We start from the raw sequence: 23,683 nt of genomic DNA on the forward strand, positions 1-23,683 counted from the left end.
GTTCGGAAGGGTTTTAGGCGGTGGTAGGCCAACGTGAGTGCAATGAGTGAACTCGACGAGGAGTACCAACTTGCGTACTTCGACGAGGAGGACTTCACGCGAGGCGAGTGCTCCTCCTGCGGGGCCCACTTCTGGAGTCGCGACCCCGAGCGCGAGACCTGCGGCGAGCCGCCGTGCGCGCAGTACGACTTCATCGATGCGCCCGGCTTCGCCGAGGAGTACACGCTCGAGGAGATGCGCGAGGCGTTCCTCTCGTTCTTCGAGGCGAACGGCCACGAGCGCATCGACCCCTACCCCGTCGCGGCCAACCGCTGGCGCGACGACGTGTTGCTGACACAGGCGTCCATCTACGACTTCCAGCCGCTCGTGACCAGCGGGCAGACCCCCCCGCCGGCCAACCCGCTGTGCATCAGCCAGCCGTGTATCCGGATGCAGGACATCGACAACGTCGGCAAGACGGGCCGGCACACGATGGCCTTCGAGATGATGGCCCACCACGCGTTCAACACCCGCGAGGACGCCGAGGGCTACGCCTACCACGGCGAGGTCTACTGGAAGGACGAGACGGTGCGCTACTGCGACCAGTTCTTCGAGTCGATGGGCGCCGACATCGAGGACATCACCTACATCGAGGACCCGTGGGTCGGCGGCGGGAACGCCGGGCCGGCCATCGAGGTCATCTACCGCGGCGTCGAACTCGCGACGCTCGTCTTCATGTCGATGGAGCAGGACCCCGACGGCGACTACGAGATGAAAGACGGCAACCGGTACTCGAAGATGGACACGTACATCGTCGACACCGGCTACGGCCTCGAACGCTGGACGTGGGTCAGCCAGGGGACGCCGACGGTGTACGAGGCGGTCTACCCCGACGCCATCTCGTTCCTGAAGGAGAACGCCGGCATCGAACTCACGGAGGAGGAACAGCGCCTCGTCCACGACGCCGCGAAACTGGCGGGCAACCTCGACATCGACGAGGCGGAGGACATGGAGAGCGCCCGCGCGGGCATCGCCGACGAACTCGGCGTCGATGCCGAGGAACTGACGGCGCTGATGGAGCCGCTGGAGACCATCTACGCCATCGCGGACCACTGCCGGACGCTCGCGTACATGCTCGGCGACGGCATCGTCCCCTCCAGCGTCGGTTCGGGCTACCTCGTGCGGATGGTCCTCCGGCGGACGAAGCGCCTCGTCGACGAGGTGGGCGTCGACGCGCCGCTCGACGAACTCGTCGACATGCAGGCCGAACGCCTCGGCTACCGCAACCGCGACACCGTCCGCGACATCGTCCGGACCGAGGTGGCGAAGTACCGCGAGACGCTCGACCGCGGGGGGCGCCGCGTCCGCCAGCTGGCCGACGAGTACGCCGAGCGCGACGACCCCATCCCGCTCGACGAGGTGGTCGAACTGTACGACTCCCACGGCATCCAGCCGGACATGGTCGAGGAGATAGCGGCCGAGCGCGGCGCGACCGTCGACATCCCCGAGGACTTCCACGGGCAGGTCGCCGCCCGCCACGGGAGCGAGGACGCCGGCGGCGCGGCCGCGAGCGAGGCCGACGAACGCGTCGCCGACCTGCCGGAGACCGAGCGCCTCTACTACGACGACCAGGACCGCACCGACTTCGAGGCAGTCGTCCTCGACGTCATCGAACGCGAGGCCGGCGACGCCTACGACGTGGTCCTCGACCAGACGATGTTCTACCCCGAGGGCGGGGGTCAGCCGGCCGACCACGGGACGCTCTCGACCGACGACGAGACGGCCGAGGTGGAGGACGTCCAGCGCCGCGACGGCGTCATCCTCCACCGGACGGACGCCCCGCTCGGGAAGGGCGAGTTCGTCCGCGGGCGTATCGACGCCACCCGACGGCGACGCCTGATGGCGCACCACACCGCGACGCACATCGTCGTCCACGCCGCCCGGCAGGTGCTCGGCGAGCACATCCGGCAGGCGGGCGCCCAGAAGGGCGTCGACAGTTCGCGCATCGACGTCCAGCACTACGAGCGCATCTCCCGCGAGCAGGTACGACGGATAGAACTGGTCGCCAACACCATCGTGACGGACAACACGCCCGTCATGCAGGAGTGGCCCGACCGTCACGAGGCCGAGGAGAAGTACGGCTTCGACCTCTACCAGGGGGGTATCCCGCCGGGAACGAACGTCCGGCTCATCCACGTCGCCTCCGACGTGCAGGCCTGCGGCGGCACGCACGTCGGGCGGACGGGTGACGTCGGTGCCATCAAGGTCCTCTCGACCGAGCGCGTCCAGGACGGCGTCGAGCGCATCGTCTTCGCGGCGGGCGACGCGGCCATCGAGGCCACCCAGCGCACCGAGGACGCCCTCGCCGAGGCCGCGACCGTCCTCGACGTCTCGCCGACGGAGGTGCCCGAGACGGCGGCGCGCTTCTTCGAGGAGTGGAAGGCCCGCGGCAAGGAGATAGCGGACCTCAAAGAGCAACTCGCCGTCGTCCGCGCGGAGGCGAGCGAGGGCGAGGCGGTCGACGTCGGCGACACGACCGCCGTCGTCCAGCGCCTCGACGCCGACATGGGCGAACTGCGCGCCACCGCCAACGCCATCGCCGAGGAGGGCAAGGTGGCCGTCATCGGCAGCGGCCGCGACAGCGCCCAGTTCGTCGTGGCCGTCCCGGACGGCGTCCCCATCAACGCCGGCGAGGTGGTCGGCGAACTCGCCGGGCGCGTCGGCGGCGGCGGCGGCGGCCCCGCGGACTTCGCCCAGGGCGGCGGCCCCGACGTCGACGCGCTGGACGACGCGCTGGACGACGCCCCCGACGTCCTCCGGCAGGTACTGAACGCCTGACGCCCGGGACGCCGCAGTAGCTAACCCCTTCGCGGGACGAGTCCTCCCATGCCCTTCGCCACCAGCGACGGCGTCGACCTCCACTACGAGACGGCGGGCGCCGGCGAGACGGTCGCGCTCCTGAACGACGTCGGCTTCGGCGCGTGGCAGTGGGGGTGGCAACACGCCGCCCTCGCCGGCCCCTTCGAGACGCTCGTCTCCGACCCGCGGGGGACGGGTCGTTCCGGCGGGACGGCCGACGCAGTGCGCGTCGAGCGGCTGGCGGACGACCTCGAGGCGGTCCTGCGCGACCACGGCGCTCGGCGGGTCGCGCTCGTCGGCTCGGGACTCGGCGGGATGGTCGCACTGGACTACGCGCGTCGATACGACCGCGTCCGCGCCCTCGCCCTCCTGGGGATGGCGCTCTCCGGAGACGCCGTCGACGACGACGCCCTCGACGCGATGACCAGCGACGGGCCGGACGCGCTCGCGCCGTGTCTCACCGACGCGTTCCGCGCCGCCCAGTCGGACGTCGTCGAGGGCATCGCGGCGTGGCGCGAGACGGACGACGCGCCGCCCCCCGTGCGCGCGGCGCAGGCGGACGCGATGCGGACCTTCGCGTGCGACGCCCCCTACGAGGTGGGGGTGCCGACGCTCGTCCTCCACGGCGAGGCCGACCCCGTCGTCCCCGCCGCCGCCGGTGAGCGCCTCGCCGACGCGCTCCCCGACGCCCGGTTCGTCGCGCTCCCCGGTCGGCACCTCGCACACGTCGAGGCCTCCCGTCCCGCGAACGACGCGCTCGCGGGATTTTTCGAGGACGTGATGGGGTGAGCTGCTAATTCTCGTCCGGACTCTACGAACGATTTAGGCGATTGAAGGGTCGATTATACTCGATGTATCACCGCTCAACTCAGTGTTATACCGTTGAATGTCTCCGTATAATGACGCTCCGTCGGTGGGTTTTCACGGCTCGCGTCGGCAATTCTCGTAGCAACTCGTGAACGTCTCTAACGTGATGTATAACTAACATCCGATACGGTGTGGGTCGGGGTGCATGGTATGTAGACTCCAGCCGCTTGACGGCGGCACGGTACGGTATCGACGCGGGGTGCTCGCGTGAAGCGAGTGCTCGCGGTCGCGTTCGCGTTCATGCTCGTCCTCTCGTCCTCCGTGGCGATGGCGGGCGTGCTGGGTAATCAGAACCAGCAGGCTGTCGGCAACGGCGCCCTCGACGACGTGCTCGACGACGACGAGCGCGAGTCGCTCGAGGACGTCGCCGCGAACGTGAACGTCGTGGCGTGTCTCGACGCGGAGGCCGACCTCGCGGAGGTCACCGTCACGAACACGAACGACTTCGGCGTGACGCTCGCGTACGTCGACGGTGACGGCGACGTCGAGACCGTCGAGATCGACGCGAACTCCGACGCGACGGTCGACGTCCCCGAGGGCGAGGACGTGACGATGTACGCCCTGCCCGGCGTCGACCTCCCGAGCATCGGCGCCGAGTTGCTCGCGCAGCTCGACGTCACCGTCGGCGACATCGTCCCCGGTGAACTCGACGAGTGTGACTCGGACGACGGTGACAGCGACGACGGCGAACTCGAGGCTCCGAACCTCGTTCCGGTCTGTACGAACGACGACGGGGAGGCCGAGTTCCGCGTGGACAACCCGAACGACGAGTCCGTGAACGTCTCCTACGACGTCTACGGTGGCGACCAGGCGGGCGACCTGACGGTCGACGCCGACTCGGAGGAGACGTTCACGGTGGACGCTCCCGACGGTGAATCGGTGACGGTTCGGCTCTTCGTCGACGGCGAGCAGGTCGACGTGAAGGCCTCGAACACCGGCGACTGTGACGACGACTCGGACGACGGCGACGCCGTCGACGCCGACGACCTCGGCCTGGTCGCTATCTGCACCGATAGCGAGGACGACCTCGCGCAGTTCCGCGTGGACAACGCGAACGACGTCGCGGTCGACGTCGAGTACCAGCTCGCCGGCTCCAGCGAGAAGACGGAGCTGACGGCCGACGCGAACGACCAGACGTACTTCACCGTCCCGGAGAACCAGGACGGTCCCACGACGGTCAAACTCCTCTACGAGGGGGAGGAGATCGACGTGAAGGCATCGAACCCGAACGACTGTGACCTCGGTGAACCGAACGTCGACACCGAGGACATCGAACTGACCGCCATCTGCACGGACAGCGAGGACGACCTCGCGAAGTTCCGTGTCAGCAACGCGAACGACGCGGCCGTCGACGTCTCCTACAGCGTCTACGGCGGCGACGAGTCGGGCGACCTGACGGTCGACGCCGATTCGGAGGAGTACTTCACGGTCGACACGAGCGACGACGGCTCGGCGACCGTCACCCTCGAGTACGAGGGTGAACAGGTCGACGTGAAGGCCTCGAACACGGAGGAGGACTGTGACCTCGGTGAACCGAACGTCGACACCGAGGACATCACGCTGACGGCCATCTGCACCGACGGTGAAGACGGCCTCGCGCAGTTCCGTGTCACGAACGACAACGCCGCACCCGTGGACGTCTCGTACTCGCTGTACGGGACCGACGAGGGTGGCGAACTGACCGTCGACGGTGAGTCCCAGGAGTTCTTCACCGTCCCGGCCAACGACGACGGCCCGACCACCGTAACCCTCGACTACGAGGGTGAACAGGTCGACGTGAAGTCGTCGAACCCCGACCACTGTGACCTCGGCGAACCGAACGACGGTGACGCCGACGACGGTGACTCGGACGACGGCGACGACCACGACTCCGACGATGGCGACTCGGACGACTCGGACGACCACGACTCCGACGACGGTGACGCCGGTGACGGCGACGACCACGACTCGGACGACGGTGACTCCGACGACGACGCCAACAACGGCGACGACGGTGCCGAACAGCCGATGGACGCCTACCAGGTCGACCTCGCCTACGGTGAGGCCATCGAGGACCTCGGCGAGTCCGACGACGCGTTCTACGGCACCCAGGGGCGGCTCATCTCGGCCGCCTCGATGACCGAGGACGGCGACCTCACCCGGACGTTCCGCACCGCCCACGGTGACGACACGCGTACCGTCGACCACGGCGAGTGCGCGGTCAGCTACGGCGCGTACCACTACGACGCCGACAGCGGCGTCCTGACGGTGGACGTCGTGGCCGACGAGGAGTGCGAGGACGTCACCCTCACGCTCGCGGGCTACGAACTGCCCGCCGGCACCGAGGAGTTCGACCGTGACCGCGCCGACGAGCAGGAGCTCGCGGACCACAACACGGTCACGCTCGACGGTGGCGAGCACACCACGCTCGAGATCGACCTCGACGGCTGACCCCGTCGACGAACCACGCGACCTTTTTTCGGGACTCGACGACCGGCGCCGCCGGCGAACGGTACGTCATACTGTCACAAGCGCAACGCAGAAACCGACGACCCTCCTAGCACCCCCGATGACATGACACGGTTGCGGCTCGTGCTGCTCAACGCGGCGCTCGACGGTACACGCGACAGCACGACGCGAAACTTCCGACGCGAACTCGACGCCGACCTCGTCGAGTACGTCGTCAGCGACGGACAGCTCCCCCCCGCAGTCGGCGTCGAGGACGTCGACGGCGTCGTCGTCACGGGGTCGCGCGCCTCCGCGTACTGGGACGACCAGTGGATAGCGGACGCCGCCGCGTGGCTCCACGACGCCCACGCGGCCGGTCTCCCGGTTCTCGGTGTCTGTTTCGGCCACCAGCTCCTCGCCCGGGCGCTCGGCGGTGACGTCGCGGCGATGGACGACTTCGAACTCGGCTACCGGACGGTCACGCAGACCGCCGACGGACCGCTGCTGGCCGGTCTCGAGGACCGGTTCACGGTCTTCACGTCCCACGGTGACACCGTGGCGACGCTCCCGCCCGGCGCGGAGGTCTTCGCGGAGAACGACTACGGCATCCACGCCTTCCGCCTCGGTCACGCCTTCGGGGTACAGTTCCACCCCGAGTACGACCAGGAGATGGCCCGCGCGGTGGCCCGCGGGAAGGCCTTCCTCGGCGACGAGCGAATCGAACGGGTCCTCGACGACATCACCGACCAGAACTACGCCCGCGCGTGCGAGGCGAAGCGACTGTTCGAGAACTTCACCGACTACGTCCGCACGGTCCGTGCCGACGGGACGAGCGCGACCGTGGACGGTCGGGTCTGACCGGCGGCGTCGCCGCTCGCCGTGGGGTTCAGTCGCCCCTCGACAGCCACGCCGCGGCGCGATACTGGACGCGAAAGAGGAGGCGCTGGGCGACGACCAGCACCACGACGGCGACGACGATGACGGCCGCCTGGGTGGCGGTCGTGAGCAGGCCGAGCGCGACGATGAGCGTCGTCGCGCACGCCGGGGCGTGTCTGAGGTCCGCCGCCTCCATCACGACCACCGTAATCGCGAGCGCGAGGACGCCGCTCGCGGCGAGCGCCATCGACGCCGCCGACCACGGGACGTGCGGGCGCACGACGGTCAACCCGTCGGCGACCGCGTGGTAGGCGAGGAACCCCGCGAGGGCGCCGACGGCGTGGCTGCCGACCACGCGTTTCGGCGCGGAGGTCTCGGCCTCCGGTTCGACCGCGAGGACGTACGCGGAGGGGCCGAGACTCGGGAACAGGCCGGTCAGTCCCGACGCCCACGCGAACGCGCCGAGCACCGTCAGGAGACCGGCTGCGACGACGCTCGCGCGCACCCCGGCCCGGAACTGGACGACGCGTCGACTGGTCACGGCCGGACGTGCGACCGCCGCGCACATAACGACCTCCGGTTCGCCTCGGGAGGAGCGTTTTTACGTCCCCCCTTCCGAGGTGTATCATGCTCGATTACGTGGAACTGGGTGCCGACCTCGACGCCGAAGAGCGGATGATCCGCGACACCGCCCGCGACTTCGTCGAGGAGCGCGTCAAACCCGACATCGGCGAGCACTGGATCGAGGGGACGTTCCCGACCGACCTCATCGGCGAGATGGGCGAGATGGGGTTCTACGCACCGAACCTGGAGGGGTACGGCCTGCCCGGCGTCAGCGAGACGGCCTACGGCCTGCTGATGCAGGAACTGGAGGCGGGCGACTCGGGCCTGCGCTCGATGGCCAGCGTGCAGGGCGCGCTCGTCATGTACCCCATCCACGCCTTCGGCAGCGACGAACAGAAGGAGGAGTGGCTCCCGCGACTCGGCACCGGCGAGGCCGTCGGCTGCTTCGGTCTCACCGAACCCAACCACGGCTCGGACCCCTCCAGCATGGAGACGCGCGCCGAGCGCGAGGACCGGGGCTACCTGCTCAACGGCGCCAAGACGTGGATCACCAACTCGCCCATCGCGGACGTCGCGGTCGTCTGGGCGCGCGACCGCTCGGCCGACGACGCTCCCGTTCGCGGGTTCCTCGTCGAGACGGACCGCGACGGCGTCACGACGAACAAGCTCGACGAGAAGCTCTCGCTTCGCGCCTCCATCACGGGCGAGATAGCGCTCAACGACGTCTACGTCCCCGAGGAGAACGTCCTCCCGAACGTCGAGGGGATGAAGGGGCCGCTCTCGTGTCTCACGCAGGCGCGCTACGGCATCGCCTGGGGCGCCGTCGGCGCCGCCCGCGACGCCTTCGAGACCGCCCGCCAGTACGCGCTCGACCGCGAGCAGTTCGGCGGCCCCATCGCCCGCTTCCAGCTGCAACAGCGGAAGCTCGCGGAGATGGCCACCCAGATTACCACGAGTCAACTGCTCGCACACCGTCTCGCCGAACTGAAGGAGCGCGGCGACCTGCGCCCCCAGCACGTCTCGATGGCCAAGCGCAACAACGTCCGCATGGCGCGCGACCAGTCGCGCATCGCCCGCGAGATACTCGGCGGCAACGGCATCACCGCCGACTACTCGCCGATGCGCCACATGGCGAACCTCGAGACCGTCTACACCTACGAGGGCACCCACGACATCCACACCCTCATCCTCGGGGCGGACCTCACGGGCATCCAGGCGTTCCAGTAGTCGGACCTTTTTACGCCTCGGGTGCGCCGGAGGCGCACCGCTCGGCGCACAAAGCTACGCTAAAAAGGGCCGGTTCCTCGCGCTCCGCGCTTGGAACCGGTGAACCGCGCCGCGAAGCGGCGCGGACGCCACCTCTGGAGTACTGCGCAGCGGCTTTCGTTTCTCGTCCTATTCCTCGGTCTCCTCACCGTCGGTCGTGTCGAGGCCGAGTGCGGCGTTCAGCCCGCAGAAGCACGTCACCGCGTTGAACAGCAGGCCCGCGCTCGCGAGGACGGTCAGACCTGCGACGCGGCGCTGGCCGCGCAGGAGTGCGACCAGCGCGACGACGGCCAGTAGCGCACCGAGGACGCCGCGTGCGGTCCGGTCGACACCGCCGACGTTGCGTTTCAGTTCCATACCCGTCCCTATGGGCGCGGACGACAAAAAGCCGACTTCGCGGACGCCTACGCCGGCCCGTAGACGGACTTCGAGCGGACGATGCGTCCCCACCAGGCCCGGCGGTCGGCGCCCCAGCGGTAGAGACGCTCGCGGAGGGCGGCGTAGCCCGGCACGCGCCGGAGGCCGGCGAACAGGGCGCTGAGGGCGGGGTGGGCGCGGGCCAGCGTCCGCTCGATGGACGCCCCGAAGGAGTACGTCTCGCCGTCGGCGAGGAGGTGCGCCCCGCGCTCGTAGTCCGACGGGAGGCGCGCGAGGAGCGGTTCGTCGAGGTCGGAGAACCCGAGGGCGTCGACGTCGCAGTGGCGGACGGCGACGCGCGCGCACCACGTACAGAACCCGCAGTCGTCGTCGTAGACGAGGGTCGGACGGTCGGTCATGCGTGCGCTAGGGGTTCTGGGCACAAAACAGGCGCGAGGGTCGCGTCCCGTCCGGTTCAGTCGAACCGCCCGGTCTCGGCGCCGCAGTCCTCGCAGAGCGTGACGAGCGCGTCGCGGTCGTCGGTCGCCTCGATGCGCTGGGGGGTCGCCTCGCCGCAGTCGGCGCACTCGCGCAGGATGGTGGTCTCCCCGGTGTCGCTCGGAGCGCCCAGCGCCAGCGCGACGCACCGCTCGTCGCCGCGGTTCCACCCCTGCTGCCACTCGCCCGGTTCGAACCGGACGGCCTCGCCCGCGCTCACGACGACCTCCTCCCGCCCCGTCTCGCTCGGCTCCTCCGCACTCGGCTCGCGGTCGTTCGCTCCACTGGACGCGGACTCTCGGTCCGCGCTCGCGCTCGTCTCGAACGCCACGGCTCCCGACAGCACGTAGAAGACCTCCTCCTGGTCGGCGTGGCGGTGGTAGCCGAAGGCGAAGCTCTCGCCCGGTGCCAGTTCGTAGTAGTTCAGCGCTAGCCCCTCGGTGCCGAGTTCGCGCCCGAGCGGTCGCTTCACGTCGGCGGGGCCCATCCAGCTATCGAGGTCGCTCACGCGCACGTGTCGCATGGCCGGGCGGTCGGTGCGGGGGGTGATAGCTCTACCCTCTCGGTCGGCCTCTCGCGTGCGGTTTAAGTGCGAAAGCGACCAACCGCGCCCATGGCTATCGACCCGAACTTCGCCGAGAGCCGCGAGCGGACGCCCCTCGCGGAGACCGACCTCGACATCGACGCCGACTACGACGTGTGGGGTGACGTCGACGAACCCGACCGCCTCGGTATCCACGGGACGCACGTCGCCGTCGACTTCGACGTCTGCACCGGGGAAGGGCCGTGTCTGGAGAACTGTCCCGTCGACGTGTTCGAGTGGGTCGACACGCCCGGGCACCCGGCCAGCGAGGAGAAGGCGGCGCCGGTCAACGAGGCGCAGTGTATCGACTGTATGCTCTGTGTGGACATCTGTCCGGTCGACGCCATCGACGTCGACGGTAGCCGGTAGTCAGTCCGTCGGCCCGTCGAATCGGTCCATCTCGAGTTCGCTCTTGAGGTCGTCGAGCCACCCTTCCTCCTGCAGTTCGTCGAGTCGCTCGCGGAAGTGCGTCTGGCAGAGGCCGACCTTCACGCCGCCGCGCTCGACGGCGATGTCCGCGTCCTCACTGCAGTAGTGACACTGCATACTCCCTCTCGGGGCTGGACGGTACTGAACCCTACGGGTGGAGTCGGACGCGGTTGCGGAACAGTCGGTACTCCTCGCGGTCGAGCCCCGCCCGTCCGAGCGTCCGGTCGTGGGCGTCGCTCCCCCCCGTCACCACCAGTCCGTGGGCGTCGATGGCGCGCTCGACGGGGCGGTGGTCGACCTCGTGCCCGTAGGGGTAGTGGTACTCCACGGCGCCCAGCTCCGACGTGAGCGCGAGCGCGGCCGCCGGGTCGTCGTACCGGAGGGGGTGAGCGAGGCCGACCAGCCCGCAGGCGTCCGCGAGGAGGTCGACGCCCGTCTCGAACGTCGGGAGGTCGCGCGGGACGTAGCACGGTCCCCCGTTCCCGATGAGGTGGTCGAAGGCGCCCTGGTAGTCGTAGGGGGCGTCGCTCTCGTCGACGGCGCGGGCGATGTGTGGGCGGCCGACGCCGGGTTCGAGCGCGACGTCGAGGGCGACGCCCGTCTCGCCCTCACAGCGCTCGACGATGGCGCGCGCGCGCTCGACGCGGTTCACCTGGAGGCGGTCGAGTTCGCGCGTCAGCGCGTCGGTCCGGCGCGCGCCGTAGCCGAGGAGGTCCACCCGGCCGGCGTCGCTCTCGACGCGCAGCTCCAGCCCGCTGACGAGCGTGACGCCGTCGACGTGCGCCACCGGCGTCCGGAGGTCGGGGTGCAGTCGGTCGTGGTCGGTGACGGCGACGACGCGCACGTCCGCCGCGCGCGCCGCCGCCGGAATCTCCTCGAGGGTCAGTGTCCCGTCCGAGTTCGTCGTGTGTACGTGCAGGTCCGCGACGACCATCGCTCGCTCCTACGTTGGGAGGACATGTAAGTTCCTTATATTCGGGCTAGGAATCTATAGTGAACGTTTATGATGAATAGCGGGCTTCGTTCTCGTATGCGTCTGTTCACCGACGCTGAAGAGAAGTTCGACGCGCACAACTACCCTGCGACGACGCAGGACCTCATCGACGCGTACGGGCAGGTCGAACTCGACCTCCCCAACGGGAGCGAGACGGTCGGCGAGGCGCTCTCGTGCGTGCCGAACGAGACGTTCTCGGACGCCCAGGACGCCCGGTACGCGCTCTACAGCACGGTGTCGAGCAAGGCCATCGGGCGCAAGTTCTACTCGGACCGCGACCCGACTGCGGTCGGCGAGTTCGGCCCGGACCAGGTGTCGTTCTAACCCGCGAGTTCAGTTACTCCGACGCGTGCTCATGGCGGCCGGCGCCGCCGGCCGTCTTCTCCGTTACACCCAGCGAAGCGCACCGCTGAGGTCCAGTTGCGGCGTCCCGTGAGCGTACGCCTCGACGGAGCCGTTCGGACGCGTGCGGTAGACGACCGCCGGGGTGTGCTTGACGGCGGGTTGCTCCGCGCGGACGGTGTTCCAGTCGTCGTCGCGGAACGACGAGCAGTCGACGAGCAGGAGGGCGTCGGGGTGGGCGTCGAGCTGGTCGTCGGTCTTGGCGTTGGCGGTGGCGCGCACGGCCGCGACGGGGGTGTCGGCACTCCGGCGCGCCGGGGGGAGCGGACGCGTCACCTCCACCAGGACGTCGGAGGTCCGGTGGCCGCCGCCGTCGGCGCGCACCGACCGGACGCCGCTCCCGACGGCGAAGTCGAGGGCGTGACCGCTGTCGAGTGCGACCTCGGGGACGAACTCGTAGCCGGCGTCGAAGAGGAGTTTCGCGGCGTTGAACTCGCCCATCGCGGCGTTCATGCGCACGGGGTCGACGTGGGAACTGGTGCCGAGTTTGCCCGCCATCGTCTCGCGGTAGGGGTCGAGCACGCCGGTCCGGAGGAAGTCGTCGTAGAACGCGAGCGCGCGCTCGGAGTCGGCGTCGGGGAACCCCGCCGCGCGCTCGCGGAAGAACTCGCGGGTGCTCGACCGGCCGTCCTTCGAGAAGAACACCGGGAGGAAGAACCAGGTGACGTGGCGGTAGGGGCGGAGCCACGGGTCCTGTTCGGTGAGGTCCGCGAGCAGTTCGCGCTGCGTCCAGCGCGCGACGGGGTAGGGGACCTCGTCGAAGCCGAACTTCTCGGTGCGCCACAGCGTCTCCGGCGTCGTCGTGTTCCCGAGCCAGAACCCCTGCTGGGGGTCCTGGCGCCACAGGAACAGCGCCACGTCGCCGTTGTCCATGTCGAACCGGCGCGCGTCGAATCCGCGGGGCGGGTCGAACCGGCCCGCGCTCATGCGCGCGCCGTGGACGTCGTCGAGCGACGAGAGGAGCGACTGCCGGACGCGCTGTTCGCTCCAGCGTGCGTTCGACCGGCGAAAGCGGAGGGGACCTGCCACGGGTGTCAGTTCGCGCGCAGGCGGTTATCGGTTGCGACCGACGACGGCCCCGTCGCGGGGTGTGGGCCACCGGTCACCGGCCGTCGGTCGCTCGACGTTCCGACCGTTTCGAACCGACGTGTTCGGAACGAATCTGGATTCGTTTAACACAGGTCTGGAAAAAAGGCGATTATCCGTTACATTGATAATCGATAATTTGCAAGTGACGGTATACCATGTCAATGGGAGCCTATGACGACGACGAGCACGAACGCCGCGAAGCCAAGTCGACCACCGTCGATACGGACTTCGACGACGAACGCGTGCAGTACCACGGGAAGTTGACGTTCGACTCGGGGGAGTCGGCGGAGGCGCTCCTCGACCAGTTCAAGCGCATCAAGTCCCAGTAAGTGCGGACGGTCCCGCTCGCGGACCGTGCTTCTCTCGCGACCGCTTCGCCGGGAGCCGACGGCTCGGGGGCCTCGCTGCGGGCGGTCCCCTTCCCCTCAGCGGGCGGCGCTCTCCCGGCGGTTCTCCGCCTCGTCGCGCGCGCGCACCGTCACGAGTACCGCTGACAGCCCCGAGACGCCCCAGACGGCCGCGACGTGCCCGAGGATGACGGTCTGGATGACCGGCTGGTCGGCGACGAACGGGTAGAGGACGAGCTGTGCGGTCGCGAAGGCGACGATTTCGAGGTCCGAGCGCCGGAGCGCGCGCGCGGTCCGCGGGTCGAAGCGGTAGCGTACCGAGCGCCACAGCGCGACGACGCTCGCCCACCACGCCGTCCCGATGCGATAGCAGACGTCCCAGAGGACGAGCAGTATCAGGTAGACGACGACGACGGGCGGCTCCGGCCCGATGAGTGTGTCGAGCAGCGAGTCGCCGCCGCGCTGGGGGGCGAAGACGAATATCTGCGTGATGAGCGCGACGTACGCCAGCACCCCGAGGACCACCTCGATGCTGGAACCGAACAGGAGCTGCCGGTAGGTGTGGGGGAGCGACTCCGAGCGGACCAGCGAGGAGATGCGGAGCATCTCGACGCTCCCCAGCGCGGCGACGAAGACGGCGGCCGTCCCGGCGAGCGCCGCCCCCCAGAGGTCGTAGTACCACGCCGAGAGGAGGACGCCCACCTCGAAGATTCCCAGCTGAATCGCGATGGCGAGGCGCCGCGAGACGTCGATGCCCGGCAGGGCGCTGACGATGCTCTCGTAGACCCAGGTCTCCCCGAACTCGACCCGTGCCATCTACGCGGCGTCCTCCGGCGCGCTGCGCTCCGCGTCCGCGTCGTCGCCGTCGTCCCCCGCGTCCTCGACGCCGAGGGCCCTCCGGACCGCCTCGTCGAACGGCGTCAGCTCGATGGGGACGAGTTCCTCGATGCGGTCGTCGTCGACGACAACCGGGTTGCGGAGCCCCTCGATGAGGGGGCGCGCGACGCTGCGCGGGAGGTCGGTGACCAGCCCGACCCAGTACGACGACAGCTCCGGCGAGAGCACCGGTACGGGGACGATGAAGAGCTCCCGGCCACGGTCGAGCTGTGAGGTCCGCTGGAGTATCTCCTGATAGGTGAGCACGTCCGGACCGCCGATCTCGAACGTCTCGTCGGCCGTCTCGGGCACGTCGAGGACGCCGACGAGGTAGGCGATGACGTCGTCGATGCCGATGGGCTGACACCGCGTCCGGACCCACTCGGGGGTCACCATCACCGGGAGGCGGTCGACGAGCTGTTCGATGAGCTCGAAGCTCGTGCTCCCGTCGCCGATGACGATGGCCGCCCGGAGCGTCGTGAGGTCGAACTCGCCCTCGCCGAGGATGTACTCCACCTCGCGCCGGGAGCGGAGGTGCTCGGAGAGCTGGTCGCGCTCCTCGCCCAGCCCGCCGAGGTAGACGACGCGCTCGACGCCGGCGGCGTCCGCGGCGCGGACGAAGTTGCGCGCCGCGCGCCGGTCGCGTTCCTCGAACTCGTCGCCCGACTGCATCGAGTGGACGAGGTAGTAGACGGCGTCGACGTCCGCGAGCGCGTCGTCGAAGCTCCCGGCGTCGAGCAGGTCCCCCTCGAACACCTCGACGCCATCGGGCGCGTCGTAGTCCGAGGGGTCGCGCACGAGCACCCGCACGTCGTGGGGTCCCCCGGTGTCCGAGGCCGCCGTCTCCCCGTCGTCTTCGTCCTCGCCGGCCGCGAGCAGTGCGGGGACGAGTCGTCCGCCGACGAACCCGGTCGCGCCGGTCACCAGAACACGCATACCGGACCAACGCGCGGCGGGCGTATAAGTCCGAACCCGGAGAAAGGCTTTACCGGTGACTGGCCAACCCCGCCCATGGCGAGTGAACCCTGCGACGGGTGCGGACGGCGTGTCCGCATCGCGGGCGGCGTCGGCGACATCCTGACCACCGACAGCGGACCGACCGGCGGGATGACCCTCGAACTCTCGAACGGCACCGAGTACTTCCTCTGTTTCGACTGTCTCGGGGCGCTCCCCGAGGACCCCACGCCGGGCGACGTCCACGCCCTCGACGACCGGTGAGTTTACCCTCGCGGGGTCGTTGACCCGACTGTGAACCCCGCCCGCATCGACGAGGAGTTCCCCGCGCCCTCCTATCGCGGGGCCCAGGCGCAGGCGGTCCGGGACATCCGCGCGGCCTTCGAGGCCGGCAACGAGGTGGTGCTGGTACGAGCGCCCACGGGGAGCGGCAAGTCGCTGCTCGCGCGAGCCATCGCCGGCTGCGCCCGCCGCCCCGGCGAGGCCGCCCCGACCGAACCCATCGGCGCGTACTACACCACCCCGCAGGTCTCGCAACTGGACGACGTGGCGGGCGACGACCTCCTCTCGGACCTCTCGGTCATCCGGGGGAAGCGCAACTACTCCTGTCTGCTCCCCGGCGAGACGACGACGCCCGTCGACCGTGCCCCCTGCGCGCGCGAGCGCGGATTCGACTGCCCGGTGATGCACCGCTGTCCGTACTTCTCCGACCGCGACGTCGCCGCCAACCGGCCCATCGCCGCGATGACGCTCGCGTACTTCATGCAGATGGCCGGCTCCGACGTATTCGGCCAGCGCGACGTCGTCGTCGTCGACGAGGCCCACGGCCTCGCGGAGTGGGCCGAGATGTACGCCACCATCGACCTCGGCCCCGACACGGTGCCGCTGTGGGAGGACAAGCCCGCCCCCGAGGTAACGGACACCGAGGACGCCGCCCGCTACGCCGACGGCCTCTCGACGGTCTGTTCGCGCCGCCAGACCGAACTGCGCGGGAAGGAGGAGCTGACGCCCGAGGAGGCCGCCGAGCGCGACCGACTCGCGGAACTCGTCCGGGAACTGGGCTGGTTCGTCGAGGACGCCCGCGACCCCGAGAGCGCGACGACGTGGGTCGTCGACCAGCCCGACGGCGCGGGGTCGCGCGTCGTCGTCAAGCCGATGGACCCCGAGCGCTACCTCCACTACACCCTCTGGGACCGCGGCCAGCGCTTCGCGCTCCTCTCGGCGACCATCCTCAACAAGGAGGCGTTCTGCCGGAGCTCCGGCCTCGACCCCTCGCGGGTCGCGCTCGTCGACGTCGACCACACCTTCCCCGTCGAGCACCGCCCGCTGTACGACGTGACCCAGGGGAAGATGACCTACGAGCACCGGGACGAGACCCTCCCGAAGGTCGCCCGCCTCGTCGTCCGCCTGATGCAGCGCCACCCCGAGGAGAAGGGGCTGATTCACGCCCACTCCTACGCCATCGCCGAGCGCCTCGCCGCCCTGCTCGCGGACTTCGGCGTCGACAGCCGCGTCCGGACGCACGACGCCTCGACGCGCGACGCGGCGCTCGACTCCTGGAAGCGGAGCGACGGCGCGGACGTCTTCGTCTCGGTGAAGATGGAGGAGGCGCTCGACCTGACGGGCGACCTCTGTCGCTGGCAGGTACTGTGTAAGGCACCCTACCCGAACACGCGCGACTCGCGGGTCGCCAGCCGACTGGCCGACGGCCAGTGGGCGTGGTACTACCGGAGCGCGCTCCGGACGGTCATCCAGGCCTGCGGTCGGGTGGTCCGCGCGCCCGACGACCGCGGGGCGACCTACCTCGCCGATTCGAGCCTGCTCGACCTCTTCGAGCGGGCGCGGAGCGACGTCCCCGACTGGTTCGCCGAACAGGTCGACCGGATGAGCGCCCCCGACCTCCCGGCGTTCGACCCGGACGCGGCGCTCGGCGGTGGGGGAACATCGACCCGACGGCGGCGCCCGCGCTCCATCGACGACCACCCGCTGGGCGACGTCTGGCGCTAGATGAGCAGCGCCGACATCCCGTAGACGACGGACGAGCCGACCATGAGGAGGGTGAACACGACCGCGAACCACTGTTGTCGTGTCATACCTCCCCACTGCGGAGCGCCCGGCATAGGCGTTCTGGTCGCAACGGTCTCGTACCGTGCCGTGGTCTCTCGTGTCGCGGGGCCGCTAGACAGGCTCGACCGCGCGGTCGACGAGCGCCTCGCGACCCTCCGCGGGCGGGGCGAGGCCCCCTTCGAGCGCGACGAGCGAGCGGACTGACCGTTCTCACTCGGCGTTCTCGACGGCGTCTTCGGGGAGGACGTGGAGGCCGGCGCGGCTCTTGATGACGTGGACCGTCTCCGCGCTCGTGTCGAGGTAGCTCGGGCGGGCGATGGTCTTCGTCTCGTAGGTCTCCGGGTCGAGCACCTGTACCGCGTGTTCGTCCTCGACGGCGACGAGCGTGGTCTCCCGGGCGTCGTCGACGGTGCCGAGGCGTCGGGCGGGCGGCGAGACGCCGTCGTCGCTGTCGGCCTCGTAGCGCTCACCGGTGGTGAGGTAGTCGCCCTTCAGGTTGCCGTGGGCGCTCCGGACGAGGACGGGGTCGTCGTCCTCGGGTTCGAGGACGGTGCCAGCGGGATAGGGCGGCAGGCGGACCGCGTAGGTGACGCGGTACACCTCGTTGCCGTCCGAGTCCTCGGTGACGAGCGTCCGCGAGTCGGTGACCTCGCCGCCGAAGCGCCGCTGGATGCGCTGGGCGACCGCCCGGCCCATCTGTGTGGTCGATATCTTGATGGTCACGCCCTCGGGGCCGTGGTCTATCTCGCTGATGAAGGCGTTGCGGTCGCCCTTGTCGTCGCGGGCGGCGACGTACTCCTCGGCGATGTCGACGGCGGCGTCGCACTCCGCGTCGCTCGGGTCGCGCCCCTCGGCGCGTACCTGGACGACGGCGGCGAAGTAGTCGCCGGCGATGCGCGAACAGCGCGTACAGGTCTCGCGGCTGAAGCGCACGCGGACGTCGCGGTCGGCCTCGAGGGGCGTCTCGCGGACGACGCCCGTGAAGTGACAGTGCATCAACACCGTGTTCTGGTCGACCTGTTCGGGGTCGACCAGCCACGAGAACTCGTCGGCGTCGAGGTGGACCGACAGCTCCTCGGTCACCGCCTCGATGGCGACGTCGGTGTAGTCCTCCGCACCGACGTCGACCCACCGGTTGCCCCGGTGGACGGCGCCACAGCGCGGACAGACCCGGACCGTCAGCTCCTCGGGTGCCGACACCAGTTCGAAGTCCTCGAAGTAGCAGGCGTCACACAGTTGCGCCCGGCGGCCGGCGGGGTCCCCCACCCGCGGTCCGTCCCGCGGGTCGACGGGGTCGCCACAGCGCGGGCAGAACTCGCGCGATGTACTCATTACCCCGAGTACCCCCCTCGGGCGGTTAAGTTCCGCGTGTTCGGCGCCCTCACCCCGCGGCGTTCAGCGCGGCGAGGCGGCGCGCGAGTTCGAGGACGACGGCCGCCGCGAGCGCCTCCGTCACCGGCAGCGCCACCGACCCGCCGGGGGTGGCGACGGCGACGGTGGGCACCGTCGTCGCCAGCGCCTCGACGAGCGCCAGCAGCGAGAGCGTCGCCAGGGGGACGGCGCTCTCGAACAGCACTGCGGCGGCGCGCAGCGCAGCCGCCGCGAGCACCGCGCGAACGCCGCCAGTACGGACGGGCTGTGGTTCGGTCCCCTCGGACCGGGGCGGTTCGTCGTCGGACGTGGTCGGTGGCTGTGGCTCTGACATGGCTGTGGCGGTGCGGACGCGTTCGAGGCCGGACTACCGGAGGTCGACGGCCGCCCACGGGACCGTCTCGCCGGTCTTCTTGTCGAACAGCTCCCAGTACTCCGGTTCGACGCCGTGCAACTGTGCGCAGGCGGCGCACCAGATGTGGTTGTTCGTGGGGTCCCAGTCGACGTGGCCGTTCGGACAGACGAACCGCCAGCGGACCAGCGGGTCGCCGCGGTCGACGACGACGCGGTGGTAGGCGTCACCCTCGCCGCTCCCGTCCGCGAACGCTCCCAGTGTGGGCATGGTTACCTTCGAGTACCGCCATCGGGATATTAACCGGAATTCACGGGCGGAGTGAAACTGGACCGGACCCCGAAAGTGACCGACGGCGCCGGGATACGACTCCGAACACGGGCGCTCGTGGGGGCCTCGATTCGCCCGGATTCGCGCTCCCGGCCGCCCGAGGCGACCGTTCCCGCCCCACCAACACGAGAGTGAAAGTGAAATCGACGCGGTCGAGCGACGCTGGAACACGCTCTCGACCTGTGAGGCAACCGGAATCGGGGGGATACGTCGTCCGAGGAGCGGTGAGAAGCGCTTCCGACGCCTACTATCACGAAGCACGACTGTTCGAGCGGTCCTGCTGCCGTCTCGGGGCTGCCCATCGCGTGTCGACCGCGTGTCGAACCCTGTCGGGAGGGCCGGCGGGTCGGAGACCTCCCGAGAGAAGAGATATTAAATCCGTCCACCGTCTAGACCACCCATGGACTGGAAACCCGACTGGGGACTGCGTGGGCGCATGGCGCTCACGATGTTCCTGCTCTTCGCCCTCTACATCGTGTTCATCGGGGTTCTCGCCGCGGCGGGTGTCGGCCTCCTGACGATCGTCCTCGTCATGGGGGCGTTCTCGCTCGGACAGTTCTTCTTCAGCGACAAGCTCGCGCTCTACAGCATGGGCGCGACAGTCGTCGACGAGGACGAGTACCCCGAACTGCACGCGATGGTCGGGCGACTCAGCCAGCAGGCCGACCTCCCGAAGCCGAAGGTGGCGGTGGTGGACTCGCGTGTCCCGAACGCCTTCGCGACCGGGCGCTCGCAGAAGAACTCCGCCGTCTGCGTCACGACGGGCATCATGCGCACGCTCGACCGCGACGAACTGGAGGGCGTCCTCGCCCACGAACTCGCGCACGTGAAGAACCGCGACGTGATGGTGATGACCATCGCGTCGTTCCTCTCGACGCTCGCGTTCCTCGTCGTGCGCTGGGGGTGGCTGTTCACCGGCGGGCGCGACCGCAACAGCGGCGGCGTGGTCGTCGCCATCCTCGCGTCGCTCGTCGTCTGGATCATCTCGTTCCTGCTCATCCGGACGCTCTCGCGCTACCGCGAGTTCGCCGCCGACCGCGGCGGGGCGGTCATCACCGGCCGGCCGAGCGCCCTCGCCAGCGCCCTGCTGAAGATATCCGGGGAGATGGACAACGTCCCGAAGAACGACCTCCGCGAGGAGTCGGAGATGAACGCGTTCTTCATCATCCCCATCAAGAGCGGGGTCGTCGGGCGCCTGTTCAGCACCCACCCGAGCACCGAGAAGCGCGTCGAACGCCTGCGCGCGATGGAACGCGAACTCGAAGCCTGAGTCGCCGGTCGCCGCTCGACGTCCCACCCTCTTCCCACACCCGGAGCTGACGGCGACCCAACAGTTATCTACTCGTTCGGCCACTCCGAGGTATGGACTGGTCCTCCGACCGCCGCCTCCAGCGCCGGATGGTCGGGTCGCTCGCCCTGACGCTCGTCGGGTACGCGGCCCTCCTCGGCGGCCTCTACTGGCTGCTCCCCCGGTCGCTCGCCCTCCCCGCCGGTGCGCTCCTGGTGCTTGCGCTCGTCGTGCAGGTGCGGGAGGCCGACCGCATCGCCTACCTGCTCACGCGGGGCATCGCCCTCTCTCGCGAGACGTACCCGCCGGTGTACGACACCGTCGGCCGCGTCGCCCGGGGGGCGGACATGCCGATGCCGGCGGTGGCGGTCGTCCCGACCGAGGAACGAAACGCCTTCGCCGCGGGCACCGGGAAGCGGACCGTCGTCTGCGTGACGCTCGGTCTGCTGAAGGCGCTCGACGAGCGGGAACTGGAGGCCGTCGTCGCCCACGAACTCGCCCACCTGAAGAACGGCGACTCGACGGTGCTCACGGTCGCCGCGTTCCCCACCGCCGTCGCGCTGTTCCTGCTCTCCTCGGCGGGCTCTCTCGCCCGCGCGTCGACCGGGAGCGTCCTCCGGTTCTGGTTCTTCGGGCAGGCGCTCGGCCTCGCGCTACTCGTCGCGGTGGTCGGCGCACCCCTGCTGCTCGCCAGCCTCCCGGGGACGCTCGTCCTCTCGCGCTACCGCGAGTTCGCCGCCGACCGCGGCGCCGTCGCCATCACCGGCGACCCGGTGGGTCTCGCGGAGGCGCTCGGCACGCTCTACGGCGCGCCGCGACCGCCGACCGCGGACCTCAGACGGGTCGCGACGTTCAACGCCTTCTGTATCGTCCCGACGGCCTCCCTCCCGGCGTGGCTCCCCTCGACACACCCGCCGACGGCCGAGCGCATCCGTCGGCTCGGCGACCTCGCCCGCGAAATCGAGCAGGCATAAACCGTCGGCGTCCGTAGCCGCGCCATGGGCATCTTCGACTCCCTCCGGCAGGCCCTCGGGATGAGCGCCGAGACGGACGCCACCCGCGAGGCCAGCCCCGAGGACCTCTTCGGGATGAGCACGGCGTACATGACGATGGAGGCCGACCTCGGGTACGACCAGGGCGGCGCGGCGGCGCTCTGTTTCTCCGGCGTCGACAGCACCGCCTTCGCGGAGACCGAGCGCGAGGTCGAGCGCATCCTCGAAGCCGGCGAGATTGAGACCGGGACGCAGGCGCGCTTCGAGACGGACTCCCACGGTTACCAGTGGGTCGTCCTCGAGGACACGGACCCCGAGGACCTCGTGACGAGCATCCACTTCGCCGCCGACACCTTCATCGAGGAGGGGTTCGGCAACCGCCTGCTCGCGGCGCTGTTCGCCTTCGAGAAGGACGGCCAGCCCGTCTACTGGGTCTACTCCTTCCGCCGCGGCACGTACTACCCCTTCGCGCCGCGCCCCGGGCACGAGCGCGACTCGGGTGTCGAGTTCAAACTGGAGAGCGTCCTCGACGGCGAACTTACGGTCGAGCAGGACAAGGACTACTGGTTCCCCCTCTGGCCGGACCGCGGCCGCCACCCCTGGGAGTAGCGCTCGTACTCCCTCCCGTACTTGACCCTTCGTTCCTCCGAACGGTCGACCACGCTCCCGTACTTCGGTTTCACTTTCACTCACCTGTTAACGAGGGTTTATACCCGGATGGGCGCAAGCCACTTCCATGGCAAGTGACCTTGAGGACCTCCCCGGCGTGGGTCCGGCCACCGCAGAGAAGCTCCGCGAGAACGGCTACGACTCCTACCAGTCCATCGCCGTCGCCTCCCCCGGCGAACTGTCGAACACCGCGGACGTAGGCGAGAGCACCGCCCACGACATCATCCAGGCCGCCCGTGAGGGTGCCGACATCGGTGGGTTCGAGACCGGGTCGCAGGTGCTCGAACGCCGCGAGCGCATCGGGAAGCTGAAGATGCTCGTCCCGGAGATAGACGAGATGCTCGGCGGCGGCGTCGAGACCCAGTCCATCACCGAGGTGTACGGCGAGTTCGGCGCCGGCAAGTCCCAGATCTCCCACCAGCTCTCGGTCAACGTCCAGCTCCCGCCGGAGGCCGGCGGCCTCGGCGGCAGCGCCATCTTCATCGACTCCGAGGACACCTTCCGCCCCGAGCGCATCGAGGAGATGCTCTTCGGGCTCGACGACGACATCCTCCAGGCGGCGCTCGACGACCGCGAGATCGAGGGGACGCCCGACGACGAGGCGGCGCGCGAACAGCTCCTCGAGTCGTTCCTCGACAAGATACACGTCGCGAAGGCGTTCAACTCCAACCACCAGATACTCCTCGCCGAGAAGGCCAACGAGATCGCGAAGGAACACCAGGAGTCCGACTTCCCCGTCCGCCTGCTCTGCGTCGACTCGCTGACCGCTCACTTCCGCGCGGAGTACGTCGGGCGCGGGCAGCTCGCCCCCCGACAGCAGAAGCTCAACAAGCACCTCCACGACATCGACCGGGTCGGCAACCTCTACAACGCCGCCGTCCTCGTCACCAACCAGGTGCAGTCGAACCCCGACGCCTTCTTCGGCGACCCGACCAAGCCCATCGGCGGGAACATCCTCGGCCACAAGTCCACCTTCCGGATGTACCTCCGCAAGTCGAAGGGGAACAAGCGCATCGTGAAGCTCGTCGACGCGCCGAACCTCCCCGACGGCGAAGCCGTCATGCGCGTCGAGAACGAGGGCCTGAAGCCCGAGTAAAACGACCTTTTGTTGCGGTCGCCTATCAGCGACCCGCTTCGCGGTCGCTGATGGCTCCCTGACAAAAGCTCGGGTAAAAGCACTACGTCACCCCCTCGCTACGCTCGGGGGTTCCTTGGTCCGCTCGCTCACTGCGTTCGCTCGCGGTGAG

General features: G+C 69.5%; 26 protein-coding genes. 14 read left to right on the forward strand and 12 right to left on the reverse strand.

Going from position 1 to position 23,683, the window contains the following annotated elements; translation table 11 throughout:
• The first annotated feature begins 42 nt into the window (after positions 1 to 42).
• From alaS to P1Y20_RS12710, 4 genes are all read left to right on the forward strand, one after another.
• On the forward strand, positions 43 to 2,817 hold the full coding sequence (gene alaS / locus P1Y20_RS12695) for an alanine--tRNA ligase (protein WP_304449030.1): 2,775 nt from the start codon (positions 43 to 45) through the stop codon (positions 2,815 to 2,817).
• Between the two features lie 48 nt (positions 2,818 to 2,865).
• A complete protein-coding gene (locus P1Y20_RS12700; protein ID WP_304449031.1) occupies positions 2,866 to 3,627 on the forward strand; it encodes an alpha/beta fold hydrolase in 762 nt (253 codons plus the stop codon).
• Between the two features lie 285 nt (positions 3,628 to 3,912).
• The gene (locus tag P1Y20_RS12705; protein WP_304449032.1) at positions 3,913 to 6,135 is read left to right on the forward strand and encodes a hypothetical protein; all 2,223 of its coding nucleotides are present in this window, start codon (positions 3,913 to 3,915) and stop codon (positions 6,133 to 6,135) included.
• A 123-nt stretch (positions 6,136 to 6,258) separates the two neighbouring features.
• Positions 6,259 to 6,990 (forward strand): type 1 glutamine amidotransferase, encoded by a 732-nt coding sequence (locus P1Y20_RS12710; protein WP_304449033.1) that lies wholly within the window; start codon positions 6,259 to 6,261, stop codon positions 6,988 to 6,990.
• A 28-nt stretch (positions 6,991 to 7,018) separates the two neighbouring features.
• On the opposite strand, the gene P1Y20_RS12715 is transcribed toward P1Y20_RS12710, so the two are convergent.
• Positions 7,019 to 7,549 carry an HPP family protein gene (locus P1Y20_RS12715; protein WP_304449034.1) on the reverse strand — a complete coding sequence of 177 codons (531 nt, stop codon included), beginning with the start codon at positions 7,547 to 7,549 and terminating at the stop codon, positions 7,019 to 7,021.
• A gap of 86 nt (positions 7,550 to 7,635) precedes the next feature.
• Here P1Y20_RS12715 and P1Y20_RS12720 point away from each other — a divergent pair, with 86 nt between their 5' ends.
• On the forward strand, positions 7,636 to 8,799 hold the full coding sequence (locus tag P1Y20_RS12720; RefSeq protein ID WP_304449035.1) for an acyl-CoA dehydrogenase family protein: 1,164 nt from the start codon (positions 7,636 to 7,638) through the stop codon (positions 8,797 to 8,799).
• Between the two features lie 168 nt (positions 8,800 to 8,967).
• Here P1Y20_RS12720 and P1Y20_RS12725 read toward each other — a convergent pair whose 3' ends face one another.
• Genes P1Y20_RS12725 through P1Y20_RS12735 form a run of 3 tightly spaced genes read right to left on the reverse strand, consistent with a single transcriptional unit; the run spans position 8,968 to position 10,216 of the window.
• A complete protein-coding gene (locus tag P1Y20_RS12725) occupies positions 8,968 to 9,195 on the reverse strand; it encodes a YgaP family membrane protein (protein WP_304449036.1) in 228 nt (75 codons plus the stop codon).
• A 47-nt stretch (positions 9,196 to 9,242) separates the two neighbouring features.
• A complete protein-coding gene (locus P1Y20_RS12730) occupies positions 9,243 to 9,614 on the reverse strand; it encodes a DCC1-like thiol-disulfide oxidoreductase family protein (RefSeq protein WP_304449037.1) in 372 nt (123 codons plus the stop codon).
• A 56-nt stretch (positions 9,615 to 9,670) separates the two neighbouring features.
• Positions 9,671 to 10,216 (reverse strand): cupin domain-containing protein, encoded by a 546-nt coding sequence (locus tag P1Y20_RS12735; RefSeq protein WP_304449038.1) that lies wholly within the window; start codon positions 10,214 to 10,216, stop codon positions 9,671 to 9,673.
• Between the two features lie 90 nt (positions 10,217 to 10,306).
• Here P1Y20_RS12735 and P1Y20_RS12740 point away from each other — a divergent pair, with 90 nt between their 5' ends.
• Positions 10,307 to 10,645 carry a 4Fe-4S dicluster domain-containing protein gene (locus tag P1Y20_RS12740; RefSeq protein WP_304449039.1) on the forward strand — a complete coding sequence of 113 codons (339 nt, stop codon included), beginning with the start codon at positions 10,307 to 10,309 and terminating at the stop codon, positions 10,643 to 10,645.
• Here P1Y20_RS12740 and P1Y20_RS12745 read toward each other — a convergent pair whose 3' ends face one another.
• On the reverse strand, positions 10,646 to 10,822 hold the full coding sequence (locus P1Y20_RS12745; protein WP_304449040.1) for a DUF6757 family protein: 177 nt from the start codon (positions 10,820 to 10,822) through the stop codon (positions 10,646 to 10,648).
• 31 nt (positions 10,823 to 10,853) lie between these two features.
• Positions 10,854 to 11,639, reverse strand: a complete 786-nt coding sequence (locus P1Y20_RS12750) for a PHP domain-containing protein (protein WP_304449041.1) — start codon at positions 11,637 to 11,639, stop codon at positions 10,854 to 10,856.
• Between the two features lie 96 nt (positions 11,640 to 11,735).
• Between P1Y20_RS12750 and P1Y20_RS12755 the strand changes: the two genes are divergently transcribed.
• Positions 11,736 to 12,023, forward strand: coding sequence for a DUF5789 family protein (locus P1Y20_RS12755; RefSeq protein ID WP_304449042.1), 288 nt, complete (start codon positions 11,736 to 11,738; stop codon positions 12,021 to 12,023).
• A gap of 63 nt (positions 12,024 to 12,086) precedes the next feature.
• Here P1Y20_RS12755 and P1Y20_RS12760 read toward each other — a convergent pair whose 3' ends face one another.
• Positions 12,087 to 13,130, reverse strand: coding sequence for a DUF5784 family protein (locus P1Y20_RS12760; protein WP_304449043.1), 1,044 nt, complete (start codon positions 13,128 to 13,130; stop codon positions 12,087 to 12,089).
• Between the two features lie 215 nt (positions 13,131 to 13,345).
• Between P1Y20_RS12760 and P1Y20_RS12765 the strand changes: the two genes are divergently transcribed.
• Positions 13,346 to 13,519: a DUF5786 family protein gene (locus P1Y20_RS12765; RefSeq protein ID WP_304449044.1), complete on the forward strand. Its 174-nt coding sequence runs from the start codon at positions 13,346 to 13,348 to the stop codon at positions 13,517 to 13,519.
• Positions 13,520 to 13,615: 96 nt separating this feature from the next.
• Here the strand turns inward: P1Y20_RS12765 and P1Y20_RS12770 are convergent, their stop codons facing one another.
• Entirely contained in the window at positions 13,616 to 14,353 is a 738-nt protein-coding gene (locus tag P1Y20_RS12770; RefSeq protein ID WP_304449045.1) for a DUF7530 family protein, read from the reverse strand.
• Complete coding sequence (locus P1Y20_RS12775; protein ID WP_304449046.1) at positions 14,354 to 15,349, reverse strand: NAD(P)H-binding protein; 996 nt, start codon at positions 15,347 to 15,349, stop codon at positions 14,354 to 14,356. It abuts the gene before it with no gap.
• 75 nt (positions 15,350 to 15,424) lie between these two features.
• On the opposite strand from P1Y20_RS12775, the gene P1Y20_RS12780 reads away from it, so the two are divergent.
• Complete coding sequence (locus P1Y20_RS12780) at positions 15,425 to 15,631, forward strand: DUF7561 family protein (protein WP_304449047.1); 207 nt, start codon at positions 15,425 to 15,427, stop codon at positions 15,629 to 15,631.
• 30 nt (positions 15,632 to 15,661) lie between these two features.
• Positions 15,662 to 17,374, forward strand: coding sequence for a helicase C-terminal domain-containing protein (locus P1Y20_RS12785; RefSeq protein ID WP_304449048.1), 1,713 nt, complete (start codon positions 15,662 to 15,664; stop codon positions 17,372 to 17,374).
• Positions 17,375 to 17,644: 270 nt separating this feature from the next.
• Here P1Y20_RS12785 and P1Y20_RS12790 read toward each other — a convergent pair whose 3' ends face one another.
• The 3 genes from P1Y20_RS12790 to P1Y20_RS12800 are packed head-to-tail and all read right to left on the reverse strand — an operon-like array spanning position 17,645 to position 19,427.
• Positions 17,645 to 18,766: a 60S ribosomal export protein NMD3 gene (locus P1Y20_RS12790; protein ID WP_304449049.1), complete on the reverse strand. Its 1,122-nt coding sequence runs from the start codon at positions 18,764 to 18,766 to the stop codon at positions 17,645 to 17,647.
• A gap of 49 nt (positions 18,767 to 18,815) precedes the next feature.
• Entirely contained in the window at positions 18,816 to 19,139 is a 324-nt protein-coding gene (locus P1Y20_RS12795; protein ID WP_304449050.1) for a hypothetical protein, read from the reverse strand.
• 33 nt (positions 19,140 to 19,172) lie between these two features.
• Positions 19,173 to 19,427 carry a hypothetical protein gene (locus P1Y20_RS12800; protein WP_304449051.1) on the reverse strand — a complete coding sequence of 85 codons (255 nt, stop codon included), beginning with the start codon at positions 19,425 to 19,427 and terminating at the stop codon, positions 19,173 to 19,175.
• A gap of 460 nt (positions 19,428 to 19,887) precedes the next feature.
• Here P1Y20_RS12800 and htpX point away from each other — a divergent pair, with 460 nt between their 5' ends.
• The 4 genes from htpX (at position 19,888) to radA (ending at position 23,532) form a co-directional block, all read left to right on the forward strand.
• Positions 19,888 to 20,757 (forward strand): zinc metalloprotease HtpX, encoded by an 870-nt coding sequence (htpX, locus tag P1Y20_RS12805; RefSeq protein WP_304449052.1) that lies wholly within the window; start codon positions 19,888 to 19,890, stop codon positions 20,755 to 20,757.
• A gap of 92 nt (positions 20,758 to 20,849) precedes the next feature.
• A complete protein-coding gene (locus P1Y20_RS12810) occupies positions 20,850 to 21,749 on the forward strand; it encodes a M48 family metalloprotease (protein WP_304449053.1) in 900 nt (299 codons plus the stop codon).
• Between the two features lie 24 nt (positions 21,750 to 21,773).
• Positions 21,774 to 22,376, forward strand: a complete 603-nt coding sequence (gene pspAB, locus P1Y20_RS12815) for a PspA-associated protein PspAB (RefSeq protein WP_304449054.1) — start codon at positions 21,774 to 21,776, stop codon at positions 22,374 to 22,376.
• 127 nt (positions 22,377 to 22,503) lie between these two features.
• Positions 22,504 to 23,532: a DNA repair and recombination protein RadA gene (gene radA, locus P1Y20_RS12820; protein WP_304449055.1), complete on the forward strand. Its 1,029-nt coding sequence runs from the start codon at positions 22,504 to 22,506 to the stop codon at positions 23,530 to 23,532.
• Positions 23,533 to 23,683: the final 151 nt, after the last annotated feature.

Source organism: Halomarina ordinaria (assembly GCF_030553305.1).
Lineage (GTDB): Archaea > Halobacteriota > Halobacteria > Halobacteriales > Haloarculaceae > Halomarina > Halomarina ordinaria.

What these genes read in the sequence shown, in the direction of transcription:
- P1Y20_RS12710 (WP_304449033.1), top strand. Translation starts at nt 6,259, where the DNA reads ATGACACGGTTGCGGCTCGTGCTGCTCAACGCGGCGCTCGACGGTACA.
- P1Y20_RS12755 (WP_304449042.1), top strand. Translation starts at nt 11,736, where the DNA reads ATGCGTCTGTTCACCGACGCTGAAGAGAAGTTCGACGCGCACAACTAC.
- radA (WP_304449055.1), top strand. Translation starts at nt 22,504, where the DNA reads ATGGCAAGTGACCTTGAGGACCTCCCCGGCGTGGGTCCGGCCACCGCA.
- P1Y20_RS12780 (WP_304449047.1), top strand. Translation starts at nt 15,425, where the DNA reads ATGGCGAGTGAACCCTGCGACGGGTGCGGACGGCGTGTCCGCATCGCG.
- alaS (WP_304449030.1), top strand. Translation starts at nt 43, where the DNA reads ATGAGTGAACTCGACGAGGAGTACCAACTTGCGTACTTCGACGAGGAG.
- P1Y20_RS12790 (WP_304449049.1), bottom strand. Translation starts at nt 18,766, where the DNA reads ATGAGTACATCGCGCGAGTTCTGCCCGCGCTGTGGCGACCCCGTCGAC.
- P1Y20_RS12730 (WP_304449037.1), bottom strand. Translation starts at nt 9,614, where the DNA reads ATGACCGACCGTCCGACCCTCGTCTACGACGACGACTGCGGGTTCTGT.
- P1Y20_RS12745 (WP_304449040.1), bottom strand. Translation starts at nt 10,822, where the DNA reads ATGCAGTGTCACTACTGCAGTGAGGACGCGGACATCGCCGTCGAGCGC.
- P1Y20_RS12765 (WP_304449044.1), top strand. Translation starts at nt 13,346, where the DNA reads ATGTCAATGGGAGCCTATGACGACGACGAGCACGAACGCCGCGAAGCC.
- P1Y20_RS12700 (WP_304449031.1), top strand. Translation starts at nt 2,866, where the DNA reads ATGCCCTTCGCCACCAGCGACGGCGTCGACCTCCACTACGAGACGGCG.
- P1Y20_RS12720 (WP_304449035.1), top strand. Translation starts at nt 7,636, where the DNA reads ATGCTCGATTACGTGGAACTGGGTGCCGACCTCGACGCCGAAGAGCGG.
- P1Y20_RS12770 (WP_304449045.1), bottom strand. Translation starts at nt 14,353, where the DNA reads ATGGCACGGGTCGAGTTCGGGGAGACCTGGGTCTACGAGAGCATCGTC.
- pspAB (WP_304449054.1), top strand. Translation starts at nt 21,774, where the DNA reads ATGGGCATCTTCGACTCCCTCCGGCAGGCCCTCGGGATGAGCGCCGAG.
- P1Y20_RS12775 (WP_304449046.1), bottom strand. Translation starts at nt 15,349, where the DNA reads ATGCGTGTTCTGGTGACCGGCGCGACCGGGTTCGTCGGCGGACGACTC.
- P1Y20_RS12750 (WP_304449041.1), bottom strand. Translation starts at nt 11,639, where the DNA reads ATGGTCGTCGCGGACCTGCACGTACACACGACGAACTCGGACGGGACA.
- P1Y20_RS12735 (WP_304449038.1), bottom strand. Translation starts at nt 10,216, where the DNA reads ATGCGACACGTGCGCGTGAGCGACCTCGATAGCTGGATGGGCCCCGCC.
- P1Y20_RS12800 (WP_304449051.1), bottom strand. Translation starts at nt 19,427, where the DNA reads ATGCCCACACTGGGAGCGTTCGCGGACGGGAGCGGCGAGGGTGACGCC.
- P1Y20_RS12725 (WP_304449036.1), bottom strand. Translation starts at nt 9,195, where the DNA reads ATGGAACTGAAACGCAACGTCGGCGGTGTCGACCGGACCGCACGCGGC.
- htpX (WP_304449052.1), top strand. Translation starts at nt 19,888, where the DNA reads ATGGACTGGAAACCCGACTGGGGACTGCGTGGGCGCATGGCGCTCACG.
- P1Y20_RS12810 (WP_304449053.1), top strand. Translation starts at nt 20,850, where the DNA reads ATGGACTGGTCCTCCGACCGCCGCCTCCAGCGCCGGATGGTCGGGTCG.
- P1Y20_RS12795 (WP_304449050.1), bottom strand. Translation starts at nt 19,139, where the DNA reads ATGTCAGAGCCACAGCCACCGACCACGTCCGACGACGAACCGCCCCGG.
- P1Y20_RS12740 (WP_304449039.1), top strand. Translation starts at nt 10,307, where the DNA reads ATGGCTATCGACCCGAACTTCGCCGAGAGCCGCGAGCGGACGCCCCTC.